The 21,395-nt window shown below is 40.5% G+C and carries 18 protein-coding genes; 5 read left to right on the forward strand and 13 right to left on the reverse strand.

The window, feature by feature from the left end; genetic code table 11:
* Positions 1-58 precede the first annotated feature (58 nt).
* From L1266_RS07975 to L1266_RS08030, 12 genes are all read right to left on the reverse strand, one after another.
* A complete protein-coding gene (locus L1266_RS07975; RefSeq protein WP_138599406.1) occupies positions 59-529 on the reverse strand; it encodes a DM13 domain-containing protein in 471 nt (156 codons plus the stop codon).
* A gap of 2 nt (positions 530-531) precedes the next feature.
* Entirely contained in the window at positions 532-1,338 is an 807-nt protein-coding gene (locus L1266_RS07980; protein ID WP_138618339.1) for a substrate-binding periplasmic protein, read from the reverse strand.
* 38 nt (positions 1,339-1,376) lie between these two features.
* On the reverse strand, positions 1,377-3,002 hold the full coding sequence (locus L1266_RS07985; protein ID WP_194441329.1) for a methyl-accepting chemotaxis protein: 1,626 nt from the start codon (positions 3,000-3,002) through the stop codon (positions 1,377-1,379).
* A gap of 194 nt (positions 3,003-3,196) precedes the next feature.
* Positions 3,197-5,395 carry a carbohydrate-binding family V/XII gene (locus L1266_RS07990; RefSeq protein WP_235377248.1) on the reverse strand — a complete coding sequence of 733 codons (2,199 nt, stop codon included), beginning with the start codon at positions 5,393-5,395 and terminating at the stop codon, positions 3,197-3,199.
* Between the two features lie 88 nt (positions 5,396-5,483).
* Entirely contained in the window at positions 5,484-6,320 is an 837-nt protein-coding gene (locus L1266_RS07995; RefSeq protein WP_235377249.1) for a patatin-like phospholipase family protein, read from the reverse strand.
* A gap of 103 nt (positions 6,321-6,423) precedes the next feature.
* A complete protein-coding gene (locus tag L1266_RS08000; protein ID WP_235373165.1) occupies positions 6,424-6,876 on the reverse strand; it encodes an NfeD family protein in 453 nt (150 codons plus the stop codon).
* 8 nt (positions 6,877-6,884) lie between these two features.
* Complete coding sequence (locus L1266_RS08005) at positions 6,885-7,838, reverse strand: SPFH domain-containing protein (protein WP_130052753.1); 954 nt, start codon at positions 7,836-7,838, stop codon at positions 6,885-6,887.
* A 171-nt stretch (positions 7,839-8,009) separates the two neighbouring features.
* A complete protein-coding gene (locus L1266_RS08010) occupies positions 8,010-8,429 on the reverse strand; it encodes a DUF1801 domain-containing protein (RefSeq protein WP_138599410.1) in 420 nt (139 codons plus the stop codon).
* Between the two features lie 19 nt (positions 8,430-8,448).
* Positions 8,449-9,366 (reverse strand): sensor domain-containing protein, encoded by a 918-nt coding sequence (locus L1266_RS08015; protein ID WP_235377250.1) that lies wholly within the window; start codon positions 9,364-9,366, stop codon positions 8,449-8,451.
* Positions 9,367-9,588: 222 nt separating this feature from the next.
* Positions 9,589-10,476, reverse strand: a complete 888-nt coding sequence (locus L1266_RS08020) for a bile acid:sodium symporter family protein (RefSeq protein ID WP_082389296.1) — start codon at positions 10,474-10,476, stop codon at positions 9,589-9,591.
* Positions 10,477-10,485: 9 nt separating this feature from the next.
* Complete coding sequence (locus L1266_RS08025) at positions 10,486-11,235, reverse strand: class II aldolase/adducin family protein (protein WP_235377251.1); 750 nt, start codon at positions 11,233-11,235, stop codon at positions 10,486-10,488.
* 9 nt (positions 11,236-11,244) lie between these two features.
* A complete protein-coding gene (locus L1266_RS08030) occupies positions 11,245-11,565 on the reverse strand; it encodes a DUF962 domain-containing protein (protein ID WP_054553946.1) in 321 nt (106 codons plus the stop codon).
* A gap of 97 nt (positions 11,566-11,662) precedes the next feature.
* Here L1266_RS08030 and L1266_RS08035 point away from each other — a divergent pair, with 97 nt between their 5' ends.
* On the forward strand, positions 11,663-12,610 hold the full coding sequence (locus L1266_RS08035; protein WP_235377252.1) for an AraC family transcriptional regulator: 948 nt from the start codon (positions 11,663-11,665) through the stop codon (positions 12,608-12,610).
* Positions 12,611-12,659: 49 nt separating this feature from the next.
* Here L1266_RS08035 and L1266_RS08040 read toward each other — a convergent pair whose 3' ends face one another.
* A complete protein-coding gene (locus L1266_RS08040; RefSeq protein ID WP_235377253.1) occupies positions 12,660-14,840 on the reverse strand; it encodes a TonB-dependent hemoglobin/transferrin/lactoferrin family receptor in 2,181 nt (726 codons plus the stop codon).
* 179 nt (positions 14,841-15,019) lie between these two features.
* Here L1266_RS08040 and L1266_RS08045 point away from each other — a divergent pair, with 179 nt between their 5' ends.
* The 4 genes from L1266_RS08045 (at position 15,020) to L1266_RS08060 (ending at position 20,823) form a co-directional block, all read left to right on the forward strand.
* Entirely contained in the window at positions 15,020-15,547 is a 528-nt protein-coding gene (locus L1266_RS08045; RefSeq protein ID WP_235377254.1) for a MotA/TolQ/ExbB proton channel family protein, read from the forward strand.
* A gap of 1 nt (position 15,548) precedes the next feature.
* A complete protein-coding gene (locus tag L1266_RS08050; RefSeq protein WP_235377255.1) occupies positions 15,549-15,893 on the forward strand; it encodes a DUF2149 domain-containing protein in 345 nt (114 codons plus the stop codon).
* On the forward strand, positions 15,890-19,792 hold the full coding sequence (gene cobN / locus L1266_RS08055; RefSeq protein ID WP_235377256.1) for a cobaltochelatase subunit CobN: 3,903 nt from the start codon (positions 15,890-15,892) through the stop codon (positions 19,790-19,792). Before L1266_RS08050 ends, cobN begins: the two co-directional genes overlap by 4 nt.
* Positions 19,793-19,929: 137 nt before the next feature.
* Positions 19,930-20,823: a cation diffusion facilitator family transporter gene (locus L1266_RS08060; RefSeq protein ID WP_235377257.1), complete on the forward strand. Its 894-nt coding sequence runs from the start codon at positions 19,930-19,932 to the stop codon at positions 20,821-20,823.
* The last annotated feature ends 572 nt before the right edge of the window (positions 20,824-21,395 follow it).

Below are 21,395 nucleotides of genomic sequence, written 5' to 3' on the forward strand. Positions count from 1 at the left end.
CATAGCTGCCGCTTTAAAGCCGCCCTCTCCAAAGGCGGCTTTGTTTTTATTCATCGAGCTACTGATACTGTGCTGCAGTTATAAATTCCTCAAAACTTTCACACCAAATAATCACAGTATTGTAATCGCTGACATCAATACCTTGTGGCACAACTAATTTAAAGCCGTTGAACGAACGCACCCCTGCAACACGCTGCATGGTGCCTTTTTGTGCTAAAAAATCGGCTTCGTTATCAATAAAGTTTCGCGATAGATAAAGTTGATAGTCAGGCCCTGGTGATAACGTGCCTTGCATAGAAATAGCATCATTCGTTAGATAAACCATACCATCACCATAATGAAGGCGATCTGAGCCTTTAAGATCAGGTTTAAACTCTGCACTAAACAGAGCTCTCGTTTGATGTTGTTCAAGAGTCTTGATTTCAGGGGCTGGTTGCTCAGTTAAAATTGGCAAACTGTATATCCCAGCCATAAAGCCCGCAGCAAAAATAGCCAATGCTATGATGAAAATTAACAGTGCTTTTAGCATTATTATTCCCTATTTTTTAAGTTTATGATGTGGCGTTGACTTAAAGAAAATTGCTTTTCAACATCACCAAAGTGTTGTAAATAAAGCTGCTCAAGTTCACCCGATTGCTGTATCTTTTGCATGCCTTGTTCTAGCAAATCCCTAATATTTTGATTTTCTTTACTTAAGTAAAAGTAATAGTCATTGGGGTATTGCAACATAATGTCTGGCGCAATGACAAAGTTTGTTTGTTGTAGTCGCTGAAGTTCTACACCTATTGCTAATGCAGAACGAGGAAAGTAATCTGCTAGACCACTTTCAAGTGCTTTGACCATTCCTGCGTAATCAAGCTCTCCATTTACAGATAAACCATTTGCTTTTAGCACATCATAATCTGACCAGCTTTGTTGTTGCACAGCAAGTAGCGGTCTTAATTGTTCCAAGTTTTTGATAGCTTTAAATTTTAGTTGCTCTTTTTTATGAATAATTAGTAGCCGCTTACCGTGTAAGCCTTTATAAATAGGAATAGTTGTTTTTACTAAGGTATTACTTAACTGAGAAGGTAAAGACAGCCAGGCGAGAGTTATAGCTTTGTTGTGGCTAAGTTGCTCTACTATTCGTTTATCATTCATTGGTTGCGAATCATATCGGATGATAATATCAGCATTTACCGCGGCAAAGCTTTTCGTAAGTATTTTATGAATGTATTGCTGTTTGACTGCATCAGTATAAATAGGTTTAGCAAGTTGGATTACAATTTGACTTTGCGCGATTGCGTAAGAACAATGCAAAGCTAAAAATAATAATAACAGGCGCCAAATTGTAGTCATTTATTAGGTTCTCTGTGTGCAAAGTAATCAGTTGCCCATCATACTTTGAATACATGGACCTGTTGCTGTAATCGCGACGCTAATGAAGCTAATTCTTGACTTGCTTGAGCGTTTTGCTGCGAGCTTTCGCTAACTAGTGAAATACTACTGCTAAATTCATTTATATTACAACTAAGTTCGTTGGCAACGATTGTTTGCTCATCTGTTGCGGTAGAAACTTCGTTGTTCATATCGGCAATAAGTGCCATTTCTTGAGTGATTTCAGTCAGTAATTGTGATGAGCGTTCTGCGTATTCAACACTTTGTTTAGCACTTTCGTCGGCATTGCCCATGGCGGTCACTGCTTGCTGCGCCATTGCTTGTAGTTTACTGATCATTTCGTTAATACTCGCTGTGGCTTTTTGCGTGTTGTGCGCAAGCTGCCTTACTTCATCAGCCACCACAGCGAAACCGCGACCCGACTCACCTGCGCGTGCTGCTTCAATGGCCGCATTTAACGCAAGTAAATTGGTTTGTTCAGCAACCCCTTGAATCATCATTACCACTTGATTGATATCTGTTGATTGTGTATTTAACTCATTGATAAGTTGAGTATTGGTATTAACTATATGCGACAAGTGGTTAATTGCATCGATATTTTCTTGTACAGACTGTTGGCCAAGCTTCGCTGTCTTATCTGTGTGGGTGGCTTTTTCTGAAGTCGCAAGCGCATTAGCTGCAACTTGTTCAATAGCACTGCTCATTTGCGTAATAGCAGTAGCAATCATTGCCGATTGTTGTTCTTGTTCAGTGGCAGTGCTGGCAACTTGGTCGCTAATTGAGTTCATTTGCTCAGCGGCAGATGAGAGAGTAAGTGTTGCGCTGGTTACATCATTAACAAGAGCATGAATGCGCTCCATCATAGCGTTAAAGTGGTTTGCTGCCTGAGCTATCTCATCATTACCATGGGTTTTTGCGCGGAGCCGCAAATCAGCGTTTTCAGAGATTGAACCTATTGTTTCGCTTAGCGATAACAGAGGGTTGTGAATAGAACGATAAATAACAAAGGCAATAAACAACAAGATAATAATTAAAATAGTTATCGAAGCTGTCATTGCGATAGTGACTTGGGAAAAGTCTTTATCTGCGGCGTTTTTAAATTTGTTGGCTTCATTGATTTGTAAGTTTATTAGCCCTTGATAACTTTCACTGAGTGGGTCAAACACATCGTAAAGATTTTTTACAAACACCTCATTAGGGATCGCTTTTAGCTGGTTACTGTTAACTTGGTTTAAAAACCTGCTAAGTTCACTTTCGACTACAGAGAGATTCTTTTCAACAATATTAACTAAGCGTTGTTCTTCGGAAGTGAGTTTTGTTGCTAAATAGCTTTTCCATTTATTGTCAGCAACATTCTTTGCGTTTTCAACTGCGGCTAGAAAGTCAGCTTTGGAGATTTGATCAGCGCGGTATTTATGAAATAAATCAACAATGTTAACAGCGTAATTGTCCGATACTGTTTTTATTTGCTCTAACGGAAGTACTCTGTCTCTATACAAACTATCAATTCCTTTGACCATATTAGACATCATCGACATCGTGAAAATAGATGTGATCACAAAAACAGCAACTGGTAACAAAGCTAAGACAGCTAATCTCGTACGAACAGTGTAGTTATTTAACATGAGCGAGCAAACTTTTGTAGGGACTTATTATTAAAACTAATAGAGAAATGGTTTTAAGCAAGTTTTTGCAATTGTTTGATGGGTTTTTCTTTTGATAGACCTCATTTAGTTAGTAAAGTCACCATATGCAGCCTTTATATTGTAGGCAACAAAGCCAATTTTCACGTTGGCTTTGTTTTGTTCCTATTTTTACATTAATGGCCGCGATTAGGCATTTGCCTTGGTATCTGTCTTTGTGTATTGCGGCGCATTTGTTGACGCTGCATACCTTGCTGACGTGCTCTGTTCGCGCGATTTAATTGCTGTATACGATTTTGCTGCCTGTTTTGCATATGCTGACGCTGCTGTAATGTTTGTTTCGCTTTACTTTTATCTATGCTTTGCAATTTATTTTGCACTTGCTGGCGGTCAATGTTTTGTGCCCGATCTTTGATTTGTTGCTGTTTATCAGAAGGTAATGTTTGCCATTTTCCCTCAACACGCTGTTGCCATTTATCGGCATCATGCTTGAGCACGTTTCCATTTTTATCCGCAAACACGTTGTTTGCCTTATCGCGTTGGCTGATGGCGGTTTTTAAATCGCGTTTCACTTGCTGCTTTGAAGCTAAACGAGATTTACTTTTATCGCGTTTATAAATGTTATGTCTTGGCTGTTTATTAAGATGACCAGGTTTATGGCCGACATTAATCTTGTTACCAATATTGATGTTGCCATTGTTAATAAAAACTGGGCCGCGGTAACCACCCCCATACCAGCCATTACAGCAATGATAAGGTCGGTAATTTGTTGGCCAGCCGACATGCCAATTCATACCTAGATTCAAAAAGCCATTGCTCCAGCTCAAGCCAAACGACCAACCTGTCCAGTTGTTATAGCCAATATTAAAACCCCAAGTCGGTGGGCGAGGGTAGTAGTAGCCACCGCCCCAGTATGGCGGGTAATACCAACCCGTTCCATACACTGGCACGCCATAATAAGGGTATGACCACATGTAACCTGGGTAATAACCAACATACACCACCTCAGGAGTTGACTCGTATATCTCGACGTAAGTGACGTTGTAAACTGGGGAGCTTGGAGGAATTTTTGCTATGTCGTCTTTTGGAATGCTATCAGCAACAAGCCAAGGCCCTTGTGCGGAATCTGCTTTAAACCACACCGCATTATCGACTGCATAATATTTGCCTTTAATTTGCAGCACTTGTGCATCGGTATTAATAGCATAAGAAACTTGCGTGCCCGGGATACGTTCAAACTTAGGTTTGCCATCATAGTACACAGTTAAACTGGTATCTTTACGGCTGATAGCCGCTGTTTGCGGCACTTTTGCATCTAGTACAGCTTCGTCAGCTTCTTCTGTGCCGGCAACTGAAACTCTTAGACCAGCTAAATCTGATTCAGGTGGAATATTGGCAAAGCTTTCGGGTAGTTCGTCGCCGCGTACAAATGTCCACGGGCCTGTTTGTTGTTTTGCCCGGTACCAACGCCCAGATAACAAGACATACATGTTATTCGTTTGCATTTCACGTAGCCAAGGGGTTTCAGTGTTAAACACATACATGAGCTCGCCACCGGTTAGGCTTTTCCATTTAGCTGCGCCATCAGTTGCAATAAGTTCGGTGGGTTTAGTGGCTACAACAATGGCTGGTGGTGCACTAAGACCTGAACTTTCAGTATCTTTAGGGAGCATTTTTACAAGTTCGGTAGGTGGCGTTTGAGTGAATTCATAAGGTCCTTTGGCTTGTTTTGCCTGATACCAAAATTGCCCATCGGTGAGATAACAAAGTTTACTTTTGCTATCTTTAATCACTGTCATGGCGGTATTTAAAGCACGCTCATATTGGCTGTTTTCAACTTTACTAAACTTAGGTTCACCATCAAAACTCAGCAGTACCGACAGTTGCTCTTTGAATATAATCGTTGGAGGGTCGGTTTTTAATTGCGTTAAACTCTGCTCTGCTGCTTCTGCACTTTCAAGGCTGGCGGTGAGTTGCGAAAGCGAGGTTTCGAATTGGCTGGCTTTTATTGCTTCATTAACGACAGCAGTAAATTTTTGTTCGCCTGCATCTTTTGATTCAGGCCAGCGTACATCGGTGACTGTCATATTGCGAACGGTGACGGTATCGTTTTCGCGGTCAGTATCTAATTTAGCTCTAAACCAAAACACGCCGAACACAGCATCATTGCCTGAAAGCGAAAAAGACATTGCTGCACGGGCTGTTAAAGTATTACCGTTTAGTTTCTCGGGTTGTGGCTGGTAAACAATGAGTGTGCCTTGGTTTGTTTTTACTTGTTGAGGCCACTCAATAGCTTTGCTAAAAAATGAACATAAACATAAAGAAGAGAGTATTAATACCCTGAAGGCAGTGATAAAAGGTAGGAAGAGTTTCATGGTCAATCCTTGGCTAACGTAACTCTTTAAAGTATAGCCAATGGCACCGAAAACGCTTGAAAACAGCGCCTATTTTTAAAGTGTTAGCTTAGGCGCCTTGAGTTAAAAATTGCGAGCCCGCATTTAAGCCCATCTCATAGCCTGCACTGAGTTTTTCAAATGATTTCGTTGTTCGACCAACAGCAAAGTCGGGTGGTGGTGCAATAATATTAATTTTACAATCGCTTGGTGGGTTGGCAATAAAATCAATACTTTGATTGTAATTTTCTGCACGTCTTAAGGTGGCTTCTGCTAATGCCGGGGTGTTCTTATAAAGACGTTTAACAAACCACGGCGCTTTTGAAGGCTTTTTCTTATAGCCAAGAGGCTGAGATAAAATCACGGTGATTTCTTTATTGCCCATTTCGTATGCTTTACGAATTGGAATCGAATCTGCCACGCCGCCATCACTGAGTTGTAAATTATCGATAACGGGAAATTCTCGATAAGCAATGGGTAGTGCGCATGAGGCTTTTAATTGCTCTTCAAGAAGTGTTGTACTTGCTTTTAAATACTCAGCCTGACCAGTTTTTATATTGGTTGTGACAATATAAAACTCACTGGCTTGTTTTTCGAAAGTGTCGAGATCAAGGCGAATATCACGCATGGTTTCTTGCCACAGCCAGTCTAAATCAAATAGGTGGCCACCTTTAATAAAACGAACAAAGTCGATGAACTCAGGTCTGCAAGAGTAATCGGTGATCACCGCATGGTTACGTTTGTATTGTGCGCACAAATAAGCGGCAATGTTAGTGGCTCCGGCAGAAACACCATAGCATTGAGTAAAAGGTTGGTAATTAGCTTGAATAAAAGAATCCAGTACGCCAGTGGCAAAAATACCACGCATTGCGCCACCTTCTACAACGAGAGCCCTGTTATTGTTCATTTTCGCAACCTTGCTTGTAACCGTGAATGCTTCTAACCATAGCAAACACGGTTACAAAACGAAATAGAGTTTTGACTCTAAGTGAAGTTTGGCCTAAGCAGAGTTACACCGCCTCTACCCAAAGTACACCGACTTGTTTATCGGTGACTTTTACTGTGCTACCCGCCGCAATGGGAAAGTGACTTTTTAATTGCCATGTAATCCCCGAATACTGATGCGTGGTTAAACCTTTATCATCAACATCAGCGTTAACGACAAAGGTGAGCTCAGCAAAATCGCTATGTATTGGTTTTGTATCGGTTTTATCTTGCATGCGTTTGAGTGGTTTCCAAAGCACGAGTGCAAAACCAAGAGTAAATACAATATTGCTCCAAAGCGCGGTGGTGTAACTTGTATCAAGTAGGCCTATATTCATTAGTAAGCCACTGGCAAATAAAGATAAGCCTAAAAACAGTAATACATAAGTACTCATACCTAGTACAGCAACTTCAACAATGAGCGCGATAACACCTATAATCATCAGTGCTTCGGCTAAATGGGTATCTAAAAATGCCATTAGCTCACCTAACTTTGTTGCTTTTTATTCAAAGAGTTAATAATAGACATGCCTTGAGCTACAAGCGAGCTTGCATCTGTGCCACTCTCTGGCAGTAATACTACAGATGACTCACGGGCAATGGCCTCTTTAGCAGCAATAGCTTTAGTAGCAAGGTCAAGTTGAATTGCTTTTTGGCCTTGCTCTGTATCGGCGGCTTCACCTACTTTACGTAGTGCATCTGCTTGTGCTTCAGCAACGGCGATAATCGCTTTTGCTTCACCTTCAGCGCGTAAAATTTGCTCGGCTTTTTCAGCTTCTGCTGCAAGGACTTGGGCTTGCTTTTTACCTTCTGCCACATTGATAGCAGACTGACGATCACCTTCTGATTCTAAAATTTGTGCACGTTTTACACGTTCTGCTTTCATTTGTGCTTCCATCGCTTCCATGACAGAGTTAGGTGGCACAATATCTTTAATCTCGTAACGTAAAACCTGAATACCCCAAGGCTCAGAAGCTTGGTTAATCGCGGTAACTATGTTGGTGTTTAACATGTCGCGCTCTTCAAAGGTTTTATCTAGCTCCATTTTGCCAAGCTCAGAGCGCATTGTTGTTTGTGATAGTTGAGTAACCGCAAACACATAGTCATCAACACCATACGTGGCTTTATACGGGTCAAGCACACGGAAATACAGCACACCATCGACGATGAGCGAGATATTATCTTTCGTGATCGCAGACTGCGAAGGTACATCTTGCGCTTGTTCTTTTAAACTGCGATCAGCGGCTATACGGTCAATAAATGGCACAATAAAGTTTAAGCCCGCTTCTTTAGTTGAATGGTACTTACCAAAACGCTCGATTAACCAAGCACGGTTTTGTGGCACAAATTTAACGCTGCTTTTTAGTAGCACTAAAACAAAAATTAGAAGAAAGACTTCTACATTTAACAACAGGTCTAAAATGCTAGAAATGGGATCCATGTACTTTCCTTAGATACAATTAAAATTATTTTTCACAGCTCAGATTACCACCACAAAGCAACCTGCGCCAATGATTTATAAGGCTAAATTAGCGAGTAATAGTAACAGCATATGTCACTACATTCAGAAAACTAGACATCAGATAGATAGATTTTAAGCAGTTTATAGCCATTAACTACATTGGTACTTTGCTCGCATATCTGCCACAACTTTAATTAGAAATTGTTCAAGCGCATTTAGATCTATATCGCTGAGTTTATTAATGTAAAGGCAAGATTTAGCGTGCTTTATTTTGCCTAGCGTTAAAAGTTCATCACTGAAAGTGCTAAACCCTTGCATTACATATAGGGTTAAATTACTTTTTCGCGGCGAAAAGCCAGTCATCAACCAGTTGTATTCACCTTTTGAGTTGCGATAACTGTAGTTACCAAAACCGATGATTGAGTCGCCCCACATGACGGGAGTTTGTTTGGTTACTTTACTAAATAGTTCGAGTAATACGTTTGCATCTGCCTTTCTGGTTGGATGTTCAATACGGCTAATAAATGTATCTACATTGGCATCATTGGGTTGTGTTTTTAATTCGCTCATTAAATTTTTGTCCTAAAAACTAACAATTAGCATGGTGAGGCAAAGTTCGTTTTATAAGGTACATTTTTTGGTCAGCTTGTGCGACAATTTCATTGGCCGATTTTTGAGTTCCAAAAAACATAGTAACCCCAACACTCGCAGAGCCGAAGTAATTGACATTTTGGTATATAAATTGGGTTTCAATTGCTGATTGTAGTTTATCGGCAACACGATGAGCGTTTTTTTTGGCGGCTTGTTCATCACGGCCAAGCCTTTCAAGCATGATTACGAATTCATCCCCGCCGATGCTCGCTAAACAGTCTTTGTCGCGAACGACCGCTTTCATCCTGTTAGCAACTTCTATAAGGTATGCATCTCCAATGAGATGACCATATTGGTCGTTTAACTCTTTAAACTTGTTAAGATCGATAAAGATGACAGCACCATAGTTTAGGTCTTGTTTACTAACTTGTAACGCAAGTGATAGGCGAGAATAAAAATATCGGCGGTTTAAGAGTTTTGTTAAAGGATCTGTAGATGCATCATAGAGGAGCTGTTTTTCAAGTTGTTTTCGTTCAGTAATATCTGTCGAAATACCTAAAATCCCAATAACCTTATTTGGCTCTGTGTCACAAAAAATTGGAGTTTTTACTTCCCAAAAAATATATTTGTTTCCATCAGGGAAATTTAACTCCACTTCTTCTCGGGTGCGCTCTCCTTTGATCACACGCGAATCGATTTTAGCTAGTTTCTTAACATCATTAAGCGCAAAGAAATCTTTATCGCTTTTGAATTGAAGTTCCTGTTCTGTGCACGCCAGTAGACTGAGTGTAAGTTTATTAGCATATACATAATGGGATAGTTCGTTTTTTATATAAACGTATGCAGGTACGTTATCAAGTGCAAACTTTAATTCAGCAATATGGACAGGCAATTTAGTGTTAGTAAGTTCGGCCACAATATGTCCTTATATGACAAGCCATAAATTGATAGTGAATGAAAAAATGCTATTAAACAAGACTGACCACAGTGTTAATCTCACAACTAATAATTTAGGTATAGTTTTGAAAAATAAATAGAAAGTTATTAGTTAAGATGGTTGATGAACTTTGTTATTACTTTTGGAGGATGTGCTCTTCATGCTAAAAACATCCTTGTTTTTAGTCATCACTTTTGGCTTTTAAGCTTTGTTGAGAATGGCAAGGTGCTTTGTATGATGCGCGCTAAATAAGCGACAAAAAATATAGCCCGTTACGAACATAGATAAGCTATATGTTGCACCAGGAATGGCCATCGCGGCATTATTGATTAAGGTACTTGCAATTAAAATGGCAAGGGTGCCATTTTGTAGCCCAACTTCAACCGCAATGCTCATTTGTTGCTTGTGATCTAAGCCCGATATTTTTGCAAAAAACAGCCCAAGTAACAGCGTGCTGAGGTTTAATGTCAGCGTTGCAATGCCACTGGTCGCAAAAAAGCTCAGCATTTGGTCAGCATTTTTATGAATAATGCTAAGTACTATCACAATTAAGAATACACTCGAAAAACGACGAATAAAGGGTTCTATTTTCAAGCTCAAATGGGGTTTAAAGTGATTAAATACCATTCCTAAGCAAACAGGAAGTACCGTTATCATTAGCATTTGCACTATGGTTTTAATCACTGGCAAAGCGAATTCGTGGCCCGGCACACTCATTGTTTGCATGGCAAAATGCATAATTAGTGGCAAGGTAAACGGTGAGATAAATGTTGCTAGCGTTGTTAGACTTATTGACAGCGCAACATCCCCTTTGAATAAATAGGTATAGAGATTTGAAGTCACACCACCCGGGCAGCAAGCCACTAAGATCAGGCCTATAGCGAGCTCAGGGGTTAGGGTAAAACTCATTGCTATTAAAAACGCAACGCTTGGCAATAACAGTAGTTGGCAGCTTAAGCCTATTGAAAGTGCTTTGGGGCTAATAAATAATGCCCCGAAGTCTTGCTTTTTAAGCCCTAACCCCATGCCAAACATGATGATAAATAGTGCTAAAGGCAGCACTATTTTAGTCATGATATCAATTTGCATGGTGTATCCTTATTGATCGTAACCCGGGCTTTTATTGTCGAGTAAGCGCAGCAGGGCAGGCCAAGCAATTGCGCCACCCAATCCCTTTGTAGCAACCTCAGTTTGCCCTTTGATACCATCAATAATCGCGCTAGGTACTTGTACGAGGTGCTCGGTATTTTGTGAAGTACGAGTTTGTACAGCACATGCAGCTTCAAAAACATACATAAACAAAAATGCATCAGCGACCGTTTTACCCACAGTTAATAGGCCATGATTACGTAGCATTAAAAAGTTATTAGAACCTAGGTCATTCACTAAACGGTCTTGTTCTGCAGGATTAAGAGCAATGCCTTCGTAGTCGTGATAACCCAGACCTGAGAGCACAACAACAGCTTGCTGAGAGATAGGCAATAAGCCGTCTTTGTTGGCAGACACTGCCGTGCCATTGAGTGAGTGGGTGTGAATAACGCAATGGGCATCATCTCGCGCCATATGAATACAGCTATGAATATTAAACCCCGCAGGATTAACTGGGTATTCGCTGTCATGCAGCTTATTACATTGTTGATCTACTTTGATAAGACTTGATGCGGTAATTTCGTGAAACATCATGCCATACGGGTTTATCAAAAACTCGTTGTCTGTGCCGGGAACGCGCATTGAAATATGGGTAAAAATTAAATCATCCCAGCCATATAAAGCCACTAGGCGATACGCGGCAGCGAGCTCAACACGGGCTTGCCATTCTTGTTCTGATACTGTGTGTTTCATGGTCATGGTGTTTTCCTAAAATGGTACTTTGCGAATAATAATGTCTTTAAACATCACCCAATCACCAATAAAGCTATAAAAAGGGTGTGTAAAAGTAGCGGGGCGATTTTTCTCAAAAAAGAAATGACCAACCCAAGCAAAGCCATAGCCCACAACAGGGCATAAAATTAACCAGCTATATTGCTGCTGATAAATAGCGGTAAACAAAATAGCCAAAACAACCCAACTGCCAAAGAAGTGTAAGCGTCGACAGACTTTATTTTTATGTTCTTGTAAGTAGTAAGGGTAAAACTCTTTAAAGCTCGCGAACTCGCGTTTACTTGCTACAGTGCCCATATTGTTGTCTCCGTTGTTAATTACAGGTTAACAATAGGCTTTTATTCTTTTATTTACTTGATAGTATAGGTCATTAAATTGTTTGTTTAGGACGCGCATGAGAACCTTATCAAGCTGGTGGCTTCGTGCTATGGCTGAGTCGTTTAAATGGCAGGGCTTACCAATTAATGAGTTGTTTGCAGCGGCAAATATTCCTTTAGCAGAATTAAGTAGCCAAACAGCCCGATACCCGCAAGCGAGTGTCAGTAAGCTTTGGAAGCAGGCGCAAGCGATGTTACCAAACACGCATTTAGGTCTTTATGTTGGCAGTAACATGAATGTACGGGCTATTCCGGTAGTAGGTATGGCTATTATTCAGTCAACACAGCTATTGAGTGCTTTTCGGTTGATATTGCGTTATCAAAAATTGATGGGCGATACACATAATGTGTCTCTAATCGATCACGGTAGTGAGTATGAACTTCGCTTTAACTTTAGTGATGGTGAGCGGGATATGTCACTGCTAAGCTACGAGGCACCCATGGCGTTTTGTGTGAAAATAGCGCGCACTGTGAAGGGAAAAGATTGGCACCCAACGCGAATTTGCTTGCAACGTAAAGAGCCTCATAGTGAGATTAATGCGCACTTTAATTGCAAAATTGAATACGGCGCTACGACCCATAGCCTATTTTTTAGCGAAAATACCGATAGTGAACCTGTGTTATCAAGCCAGATGAAACTGGTGACGCAAACGAATGTGACGCAGGTGCTGAGAATTTTACTTGAAGAGCATTTAATTCAAGGCCAAACCACCAATAAAGCAATGGCAAAAGCACTTAATATGAGTGAAAAAACGTTGCAACGGCGTCTTGCAAAAGAGGGCACAAATTTTAGTAAAGAATTGGCAAGATTAAGACAGCAAAAAAGTGTGTCATTGTTAAACGAAACAGACTTATCAGTCACAGAAATAGCCTTTTTATGTGGCTACTCTGAAATTAGCGCATTTCATCATGCATTTCATCGCTGGTATGGCATGTCGCCAAAAGTGTACAGGCAAAAAAATTAATGCCATAAGTCGAGTGCATTGCTGCACTCGACAAGGTTTTAAAAACTAATTAGAAGCTATAACTAATGCTTGCAGAAATACTACGACCAGAACTTTCGAGCCCTTCTAAGCTATCTGATGCAGAGTGGTTCGCAAGGCTGCCATGCTGATAATAAGTTTTGTCGAACAAGTTGCGAATAGCTAAGTTTAGATTAGCTTGACCAAAGCTTGCTCGTGCTAACCAATCAACCGTACCATAGCCTGGTGTTTCGTAATTGCCTTCGTTCACTTTGGTCATTTTTTTAGCAAAGTTAACGATTAAATCACTACCCAATGTGTCACCTTGGAAGCTAACACCCAAGTTACCTGATAGAGGGTTGATTGAGCTGATGTATTCATCGGTTTCGTCATTTTTACCGTCTTGATAACTTGCATTCAAAAACACAGAAATAGCATCTGTTGCATAGTAAGTTGTTGAAAACTCTGCGCCTTTGATGGTTACTGAGTCAATGTTCTGATACTGATATTTATCGTGGATATATCCAAATGAGCCGTCGTCATTAAATACAGTTTCACGATCTATTAATTCGGTTGCTAAAAAGTCATCAAACTTGTTGTGAAATACCGCTGCTGTAACAATAAAATCGCCTATGTGGCCACGTAAACCAAGCTCGAAAGTATCGCTTTTCTCTGGATCTAAATCATCCGCAGGTAATACTTCATAAATGTATTCAGCGGTAGGTTGGTTATAGTGCTCAATGTAAGCTAGGTCATAAGCAGGTACTTTAAAGCCTTGCCCGTATTGCGCATAAGCGCTCAACATATCATTGATATAATATAAGCCACCTAAATTAAATGAGAGGTTGCTTTCATCAATTTTAGCGTATTCTTCACCATCTGTTTTTAAAGCGCCGTTTGGATCCATACTGTAATAATCAAAACGAACACCTGGCGTTACAACCAGTTTGTCGTTTAGTAATGAGATTTCGTCATTGATGAATAAACCAGCACGAAGAGTATCATTTTTAGGGAACTTATTGGTGGTATCGTCTTTGGTTGTTTCGCCTTCAACTTCACGATATTCATGCACAGTGCGTAAGCTTTCGGTTGTTTCAACATCAATACCATAACCAAGAGTGTGTTGTTTGTTTAAGGCTTTACTAGCATGGGAGATCAGGCCATAGGTTGTTTGCTCGTAGGTGCCTGTTTTCCACATGTCACGCATTTCAACGGTACCAAACATTGGCGCATTGATGTCTAATAACGCATATTCTTGGTCGTCTTGGCGGTTATTAGTGTAGTAAAGGTTAAACTGAGCGCTATCCCATAAGCGATTGGCTGAATTATTGTTGTAACTAAAGCGATATGAGTCGCTATCTTTTTCTGTTTGCGTGTTTTCGGTGGCAATATTGTAGCCATATTCTGCTAAGCCACGGAAATAGGTAAGTAGGCCATCAGCACTGTCGCCATTGACATCTTGGCGCCACAGATCAGCAGAGAAGTTAATGTAATCTTTATCGTTTATGTTGTATTTAAGTTTGTAAAGAAGGCTTTGTGAGTCAATTTCGAATGGCGCATTGCTTTGGTGTTTATTTTGCTCTTCCTCGCCATCACGAGCGGTTACACTTAATAGGTGATCAAAGTTACCATGCTGAGCATACAGTGTTGCACCTAAACTGGTTTGATCATCTAAGTCGCTGTAACCTAATTTCACACGGCCGCCAAACTGCTCACCGTCTTGTAAGTAGTCGCTTGCATCTTTAGTTGTAAACACCACGATACCGCCCAGTGCATCTGAGCCATAAAGCGAAGATGCAGCACCCTTTGCAACTTCAACTTGCTTTAGAGTATCGGTATCAATAAAGCCACGACCCACAATATCGTTCAAGCCGTTTGCACCGTAGCCTTCGTTCATTCGCATGCCGTCTTTAATCATCAAAATACGGTCAGAACCCATACCTCGTACTTGAATGTTTTGTGCACCGCCAACACGGCCAGTTACCTGAATACTTGGGTCATATAAGAATAATTGACTCATATCAGTAACAACTTGTTTTTCAATATCGTCACTTGTTATTACAGAAATACTCGCAGCAACATCTTTTAATGGTTTTTCAGTACGCGAACCACTAACAACAATTACTTCTAAATCGTCAGCTTTGATTGATTCATCAGCAATGGTAGGTGTTGCAGAAGCTGCAAGAGTCGCAGCGATTAAAATGCGTAAAGAATGTGTTTTAGCTAGGCGCATTATTGGTTTCCTTAGGAGCTTTATATTATTTGTGTACAGAGAACTGTTTAATTTTTGCCAGAATAATACGCCTATTTTTACAAAGATCAATATAAATGCAAATTGTTCCTATTTGCATTATTGTAATGATGTGTGTTTTCACGTACATTTGAGCCCGTCAAATTTACTGGGGCAATAATGTGAATATCCAAATAATCGAACAACTTATGGCTGATGTGTCAGCTCTTCTAATGGCACCTGTGATTTTAGTGATTGCAGTACTCTTTGTTTATGCGTTTTTCGCAGCAGGGAGGTTTGTATCTGAATATCTAATCAGAAGAAGAAATCAGCTTGCGTATCAGCGAGATATCGATACTAAAACGGCCACGAATTACAGAGGCTTTTATGTCCATAATTACTATGTAGCGAATCCAACTGCATCTGAGGATGAGCTTGAAGTGTTTGCGTTAAAACAACTAGAAGTACTTAGAGTTGTTACCCGTATCGCACCTATGCTTGGTCTAATTGCGACGATGATCCCAATGGGACCTGCATTAAAAGCCCTTGCCGATGGCAACATTCAGGGGATCAGCGAAAATTTAATCATTGCCTTTGCAGCGGTTATTTGGGGCTTGGTTATTTCGACTCTAACGTTTTGGCCAGCTTCGGTTAAAAAACGTTGGTGCGCTCAAGAACTTATCAATATTCGTAAATTAAGAGGGCAATAACATGCGCTTTTTAGACGAAGATGAAGAGTTAAACCCAATTGTCAGTGCCGTTAATCTGGTTGATGTATTTCTGGTGATTATTGCTGCACTTCTTATTGCAATTGCACAAAACCCACTCAGCCCTTTTACTGCAGAAAACGTGACTGTTGTTAAAAATGCCGGTGAGCCAAATATGGAAGTAATTGTTAAAGAAGGCAAAGAAATTAAACAATATAAATCTAACGGTGAAATCGGTTCTGGCGAGGGCATGCGCGCTGGTGTGGCTTATAAAATGGCTGACGGTAGCTTTGTATATGTCCCCGAAAGTGATGGCTCAGCAGCGGGCAAACAAGAGAATACACAATGATAAGAATAATAACGTTTGCGCTGCTTTTATTCAGCGCACTGACTTCACATGCAGCACAAAAGCCTGAAGTACTTATAATGATGTCGGGTCATGTGGCTAAATCGAAAGGGGCATTGCTAACAAGCCTTGCTGAAGATCAACCGTTCACCTTTACTAATTTTAGTACTAAAGGCAAAACTGACGAAGAGATTAAACAAGCTTGGCAAAATGCCGAGTTGATTTTGTTGGATGGTATCAATCCTGCGCTTTCAAAATATATGTTTGCTAAGTATCAGCCATATTTAACAGAATACCCCAATGTGCCAGTGATCTCACTCGGTGATATGGATAACTTAGCAATGAATAGCGGTTTATCTGAGCAGCAACATACTCACCTTGGCGGTTATTACAATAATGCCGGGCGCGATAATTACCGTAATATGATGCTTTATATTGCAAATGCCATTTTTAAACTCTCAGATGTGCCAGCAGAGCCAGTTAAAGTCATTCCAAACGTTGGTTTATATCATCCTGAGTTTGACGGCCATGTTAGTGCTGATGAAACGCAGTTTTTTAATTGGTTAGATGCTAAGTCTTCTCAACCAGTTATAGCGATAGCGATTCATCGTTCAGTCATTGATTATGAACAGCAACAAATAGTTGATGCATTAATTACTGGTCTTCAGAACAAAGGTGCGAAAGCATTGGCGTTTTTCTTTGAAGGCAATGACGAAGCATTAACCTACCCAGAGTTACTGAGTGATGAAACTGGCTCACGGGTAGATTTAATCATTAACTATCGTTCATTACACTATGTTGAGAAACGCCGCGCAGAGTTTATGCAAATTGGTGTGCCTGTTATTCATGCACTTAACTATACCGAAGGCGATGAACAGGCTTTTAAAGAAGATCATGCGGGTGTATCACCAGCACTCACTCCGTTCTTTCTTGTAATGCCAGAAGATACGGGTAGTACCGACCCAATTATTATTGCTGCCAATGAAAAGGGCAGTAAGGTGGCAATGCAAGCACAACTTAATGCGTTGGTTGAACGGGCATTTAATCATGCCAATTTAGCGCACATTAAAAACACAGATAAAAAAGTCGCCACTTTTATATGGAACTACCCGCCGGGTGAAAAGAATATTGGCGCTGCATTTTTAGATGTACCAAGTTCGATTGCTAACATCGCAAAAGCGATGAACGAGAAGGGTTACCAAGTAAAGCAAACGGATACAGCTACGTTAGTTGAGCAAGCGGGTAAATTGCTTCGCCCTTATTATCGTGGTGAAGATGCTGAGGCTTTGGTAAAACTCGGACTCGCAGATTATTTACCGCTAAGTATCTATCAAACTTGGTTTGATAGCCTACCTCAGGATGTCACTCAGCCAATTATTGATAAATATGGTCAACCAAGTGAAAGCGCTATGTTGCGTATGCACAATGGCGAAATGATGTTTGTCATTCCGCGCATGGAACTGGGTAACATGATTGTACTTCCTCAAGGTGTGCGTGGTGAAACGGCAAAGCAGCATGCTGCCCAGTATCACAATACTAAATCGGTTATCAATCATAGTTACTTAGCTATTTATCTATACGCACGTGATGTTTTTAATGCTGATGCGGTGGTGCATTTAGGTACTCATGGTTCACAAGAGTGGCTAAGTGGTAAAGAGCGTGGCTTATCGGTTTATGATGCGCCAAACTTAGCGATAGGCAATATTCCTGTTTTCTATCCGTACATTATTGATAATGTCGGTGAAGCGATGCAGGCAAAGCGTCGTGGTCGTGCCACCATGATCAGTCACTTAACCCCTGGCTTTGCAAAAGCAGGGCTATACACTGAAGTGGCAAAATTAAACGAACTGATCACCAACTATTTAATGTTGGATGAAGGGCAAACAAAATCAAATACGCAGCAAGAAATAATTAAGCTTGCTAAGCAATTGAATATGTTAAAAGACCTTGATCTTGATGAAGCTACTTTAGCTGCTCAATTTGCTGACAAGATTACCGTCTTACAAGATCACTTGAACACACTGGCACAGATGAGCCAGCCGCTGGGAGTTCATATTTTTGGTGAGCTACCAATCAATGCCCATCTTTACAGTACTATTTTGCAAATGCTTGGTGATGATTTCACTAAACAAGCAGGTGAATTTGAGCGAGAAATTGGTATTGCTATTGGCGAGTCTGAACGTGAAGACGAACGTAAGGTTGTAAAGTTAGAGGCATTAGAAGGATTTCAGTTACTAGCGCGAGTGCTGGGCGAAAATAGTAACTTAGCCATCCCTGAGTCGTTACAAAGTGATATCGCGACAGCAAAAGAGTACTGGCAAAACTTTCACAAAAGTGAAGAAATCACCGGTTTGCTAAATGGTTTAAATGGTCAGTATATACCAGTAAGCCACGGTAATGATCCTATTCGTAATCCGGCGGCTGTACCAACAGGTCGAAACTTAATAGGCTTTAACCCAGCGAAAGTACCTTCGAAAGAAGCTTATCAGGCGGGGGTTAAGATGCTTGAACAAACTGTACAGCAGTATCAAGCAGAACATGGCCGCTACCCACAGAAGCTTGCTTTTTCACTTTGGTCACTTGAAACAATGCGTCATCAAGGTGCGTTAGAAGCACAAATTCTCCATGCAATGGGGATAAAGCCGAAGTGGAATAATCAGGGCAACATTGTTGGCACTGAAGTGATCCCATACTCAGAGCTTGGCAGGCCACGTATTGATGTAGTGGTTTCTGTGACAGGCTTGTACCGTGATGCATTTCCTAATGTCATGCTTTGGATTGCCGAGGCAATAGATAAAGTGGCAAAGATGAAAGAAGACAATAACTTTGTTTATCGTCACTCAATGACCCTCAAGCAAACATTATTAGACGAAGGTAAAAGTGAAGAAGATGCAGATTACTTATCTTCTGTGCGTATTTTCTCTAATGAAAGTGGTGCATACGGTACAGGGCTTGCGGGGGGAGCGCTTGACTCTGATAGCTGGGAAAATGACAGTAAGCTGGCTAATTTGTATTTAGATCGAATGGGCTTTGGTTTTGGTAAAGATGAGGCTCGCTGGAGCGAAAATTTATCAGAAATAGGGCTATACAAAAAGGTGTTGTCGGGCACAGATGGGGTGGTGTTTTCTCGTTCAAGTAACCTTTATGCACTCATGACAAATGATGATCCGTTCCAATACTTTGGTGGCATTGGCCTAGCGGTTCGTAATATTGATGGTAAAACACCACAAATGTATGTCTCTAATTTACGCCGTAAGGGGCAGGAGAAAATTCAAACTTTAGATCAGTTTATCAGTAACGAGATGCGCAGTCGTTATTTCCACCCTCGTTGGATCAAAGCGATGCAAGACTCAGGTTATGCTGGGGCTACCGCTATTTTAGACCGTATGAACAACATGTGGGGCTGGGAAGTTATGACCCCCGACGCGGTAAGAGATGATCAATGGCAAGAATTCTTTGCAGTGTATGTTGATGATAAATACGATATGCAAATGCGCGAATTCTTTGAGCAACATAACGCTGAAGCATTAGCACAAATCATTGAGCGAATGTTAGAAGCAGTTCGCAAAGGTTATTGGCAAGCTGATGCCGAGACACTGAAGAAAATGCTTGAAACCTACACTGAAATTGCTAATCAACATGATGTTGTTACAGACAATGAAACATTTACTGAGTTCGTAAAAGAGCAAAATGCTGGCTTTGGCCTCGCACCTTTAGTTCCTGGGCAAGCGGCACCAGAACTTGCCAACAGTGTAAGTTCTGCTAGCCAGCAAGTGAGTGGCCAAAAACTCGAACAGGTTGAACAAGGTAAACAGACAGAGTCTGACTATACATTATGGTGGCTATTAGGCGGGATTTTCTTTACTGGAATGATTAGCCCCTTTATAAGAGTGAAACAATAGCATTACCTTACAAAAGGCGGTCGAGGCTAGGTTTTTGGCCGCCTTTCATAACTTTTTAGTGCGTTTAGCCGCGTCACGTATTACAATTGCGACTTTATATCATTTCCATCTCCAGCGAATAGGTTTTCCACTTCTTCATGACAGATATTACAACACACCAAGCTTCTAGACGCCGCTTGTTAATTGCTTTAGCCATAACGTGCTCGTTTATGGTTATTCAGATCATTGGTGCCTATTATTCTAATTCGCTTGCTGTACTTGCTGATGCTGGGCATTTGTTTGTTCATAACAGTTCTTTATTTATTGCACTTATTGCTTCAAGCATGGCGATTTACTTTGCAAAAAACTTTAACGATGGTTACCAACGAGCTGAACTGACCGGTGGCTTGATCAATGGTGTTTTATACTTAAGCATTAGCTTAGTTATTCTTTATGAAGGTGGAGAGCGTTATTTCCATCACAGTGATGGACATGAACTACAAATCAATAGCTATTTGATGTCAGTTATATCTGCTATTGGATTTTTGTTTCATGGCGCAGCTGCATGGGTTTTGTATAAAGGGCGTAAGGCAAGCATTAATGTATATGCGGTATTTCTCCATTCGTTCTTTGACTTAATTTCGACAGTTTCTACTTTCTTTGCTGGAATTTTAATCTACTTAACCGGGTGGGCAGAAATCGATATTATTTCGAGTATGCTCATAGCGATCTTTGTATTGTTCACTGGGGTTAAAGTGATTATTCGCTGTATTAAAGGGTTACTGGAAAACCGTAGTAAGCTTCCTGATGTAACAGCTATTGAGCAAAGTATTGCATCAATAGAACACGTTCAAAATGTGCATAATGTAACGGTAATGCGCCAAGACAAAGATATTGTTGTGGGAGCACATGTGGTGTTAAAGCAGCATTGTACTGTGGAAAAGCATGATGAGGCGTGTCGACTTAAAGTAGAACAGCTATTGCTTTCACGCTTTAAAGTAAACAAAAGTGTTTTACAAATCGAAAGTCATGAATGCCATTATGTTAATTAAAGTGGCAAAATGTTTAATTTTCTTTTAATTTAAAGGTATCGCTAGGGTGTTAGGGTGCCTTTTTTGCTTCAATATAAGCCATTTTATATTAACTTTTTAGCTGCGCTGTTGCTTGGTTGCATTGCAGGTCTAGTTAATTTATTGCCAGTATTTTTTTTGGATAGCTCTGAGTTTCTGCTTGGGCAATTTTTTGTCATTTTAAGCCTGCTTTTACTCGGTTGGCGCTATGCAATTATCACCTTTATCATTAGTACTGGCTTCATATTTTATCGCTGGGGCCATGCTTGGCCATCCATTGTTTTTGCCTTAGAGCTTATATTTTTACAATTATATTGCCTGTCTAAGGCGCGTCCTGTCTTTTTGAGAGGGATGCTTTTTTGGTTTGTTATAGGTTCACCCATTCTTTGGGTATTTGGGCACTATTTTTTAGCATTACCCACACTCACTCTGTTGATAGCATTGGCTAAGTACTGTTTAAATGCAGTTATTTACTTGTCTGTAATAGATTTATTGAGCTTTTTCTTTAGTCGATACTCTTGGCACAAATATTATTCCTCTTTGGATAAAATACT

The organism is Pseudoalteromonas sp. Cn5-37, assembly GCF_021532495.1.
Taxonomy (GTDB): domain Bacteria; phylum Pseudomonadota; class Gammaproteobacteria; order Enterobacterales; family Alteromonadaceae; genus Pseudoalteromonas; species Pseudoalteromonas simplex.

Bases quoted from the DNA above. Each gene is read 5' to 3' on its own strand.
- L1266_RS08060 (WP_235377257.1), top strand. From the start codon at position 19,930: ATGACAGATATTACAACACACCAAGCTTCTAGACGCCGCTTGTTAATT.
- L1266_RS08010 (WP_138599410.1), bottom strand. From the start codon at position 8,429: ATGAGCGAATTAAAAACACAACCCAATGATGCCAATGTAGATACATTT.
- L1266_RS08030 (WP_054553946.1), bottom strand. From the start codon at position 11,565: ATGGGCACTGTAGCAAGTAAACGCGAGTTCGCGAGCTTTAAAGAGTTT.
- cobN (WP_235377256.1), top strand. From the start codon at position 15,890: ATGATAAGAATAATAACGTTTGCGCTGCTTTTATTCAGCGCACTGACT.
- L1266_RS07995 (WP_235377249.1), bottom strand. From the start codon at position 6,320: ATGAACAATAACAGGGCTCTCGTTGTAGAAGGTGGCGCAATGCGTGGT.
- L1266_RS08000 (WP_235373165.1), bottom strand. From the start codon at position 6,876: ATGGCATTTTTAGATACCCATTTAGCCGAAGCACTGATGATTATAGGT.
- L1266_RS07985 (WP_194441329.1), bottom strand. From the start codon at position 3,002: ATGTTAAATAACTACACTGTTCGTACGAGATTAGCTGTCTTAGCTTTG.
- L1266_RS08020 (WP_082389296.1), bottom strand. From the start codon at position 10,476: ATGCAAATTGATATCATGACTAAAATAGTGCTGCCTTTAGCACTATTT.
- L1266_RS08035 (WP_235377252.1), top strand. From the start codon at position 11,663: ATGAGAACCTTATCAAGCTGGTGGCTTCGTGCTATGGCTGAGTCGTTT.
- L1266_RS07990 (WP_235377248.1), bottom strand. From the start codon at position 5,395: ATGAAACTCTTCCTACCTTTTATCACTGCCTTCAGGGTATTAATACTC.
- L1266_RS07975 (WP_138599406.1), bottom strand. From the start codon at position 529: ATGCTAAAAGCACTGTTAATTTTCATCATAGCATTGGCTATTTTTGCT.
- L1266_RS08005 (WP_130052753.1), bottom strand. From the start codon at position 7,838: ATGGATCCCATTTCTAGCATTTTAGACCTGTTGTTAAATGTAGAAGTC.
- L1266_RS07980 (WP_138618339.1), bottom strand. From the start codon at position 1,338: ATGACTACAATTTGGCGCCTGTTATTATTATTTTTAGCTTTGCATTGT.
- L1266_RS08050 (WP_235377255.1), top strand. From the start codon at position 15,549: ATGCGCTTTTTAGACGAAGATGAAGAGTTAAACCCAATTGTCAGTGCC.
- L1266_RS08025 (WP_235377251.1), bottom strand. From the start codon at position 11,235: ATGACCATGAAACACACAGTATCAGAACAAGAATGGCAAGCCCGTGTT.
- L1266_RS08040 (WP_235377253.1), bottom strand. From the start codon at position 14,840: ATGCGCCTAGCTAAAACACATTCTTTACGCATTTTAATCGCTGCGACT.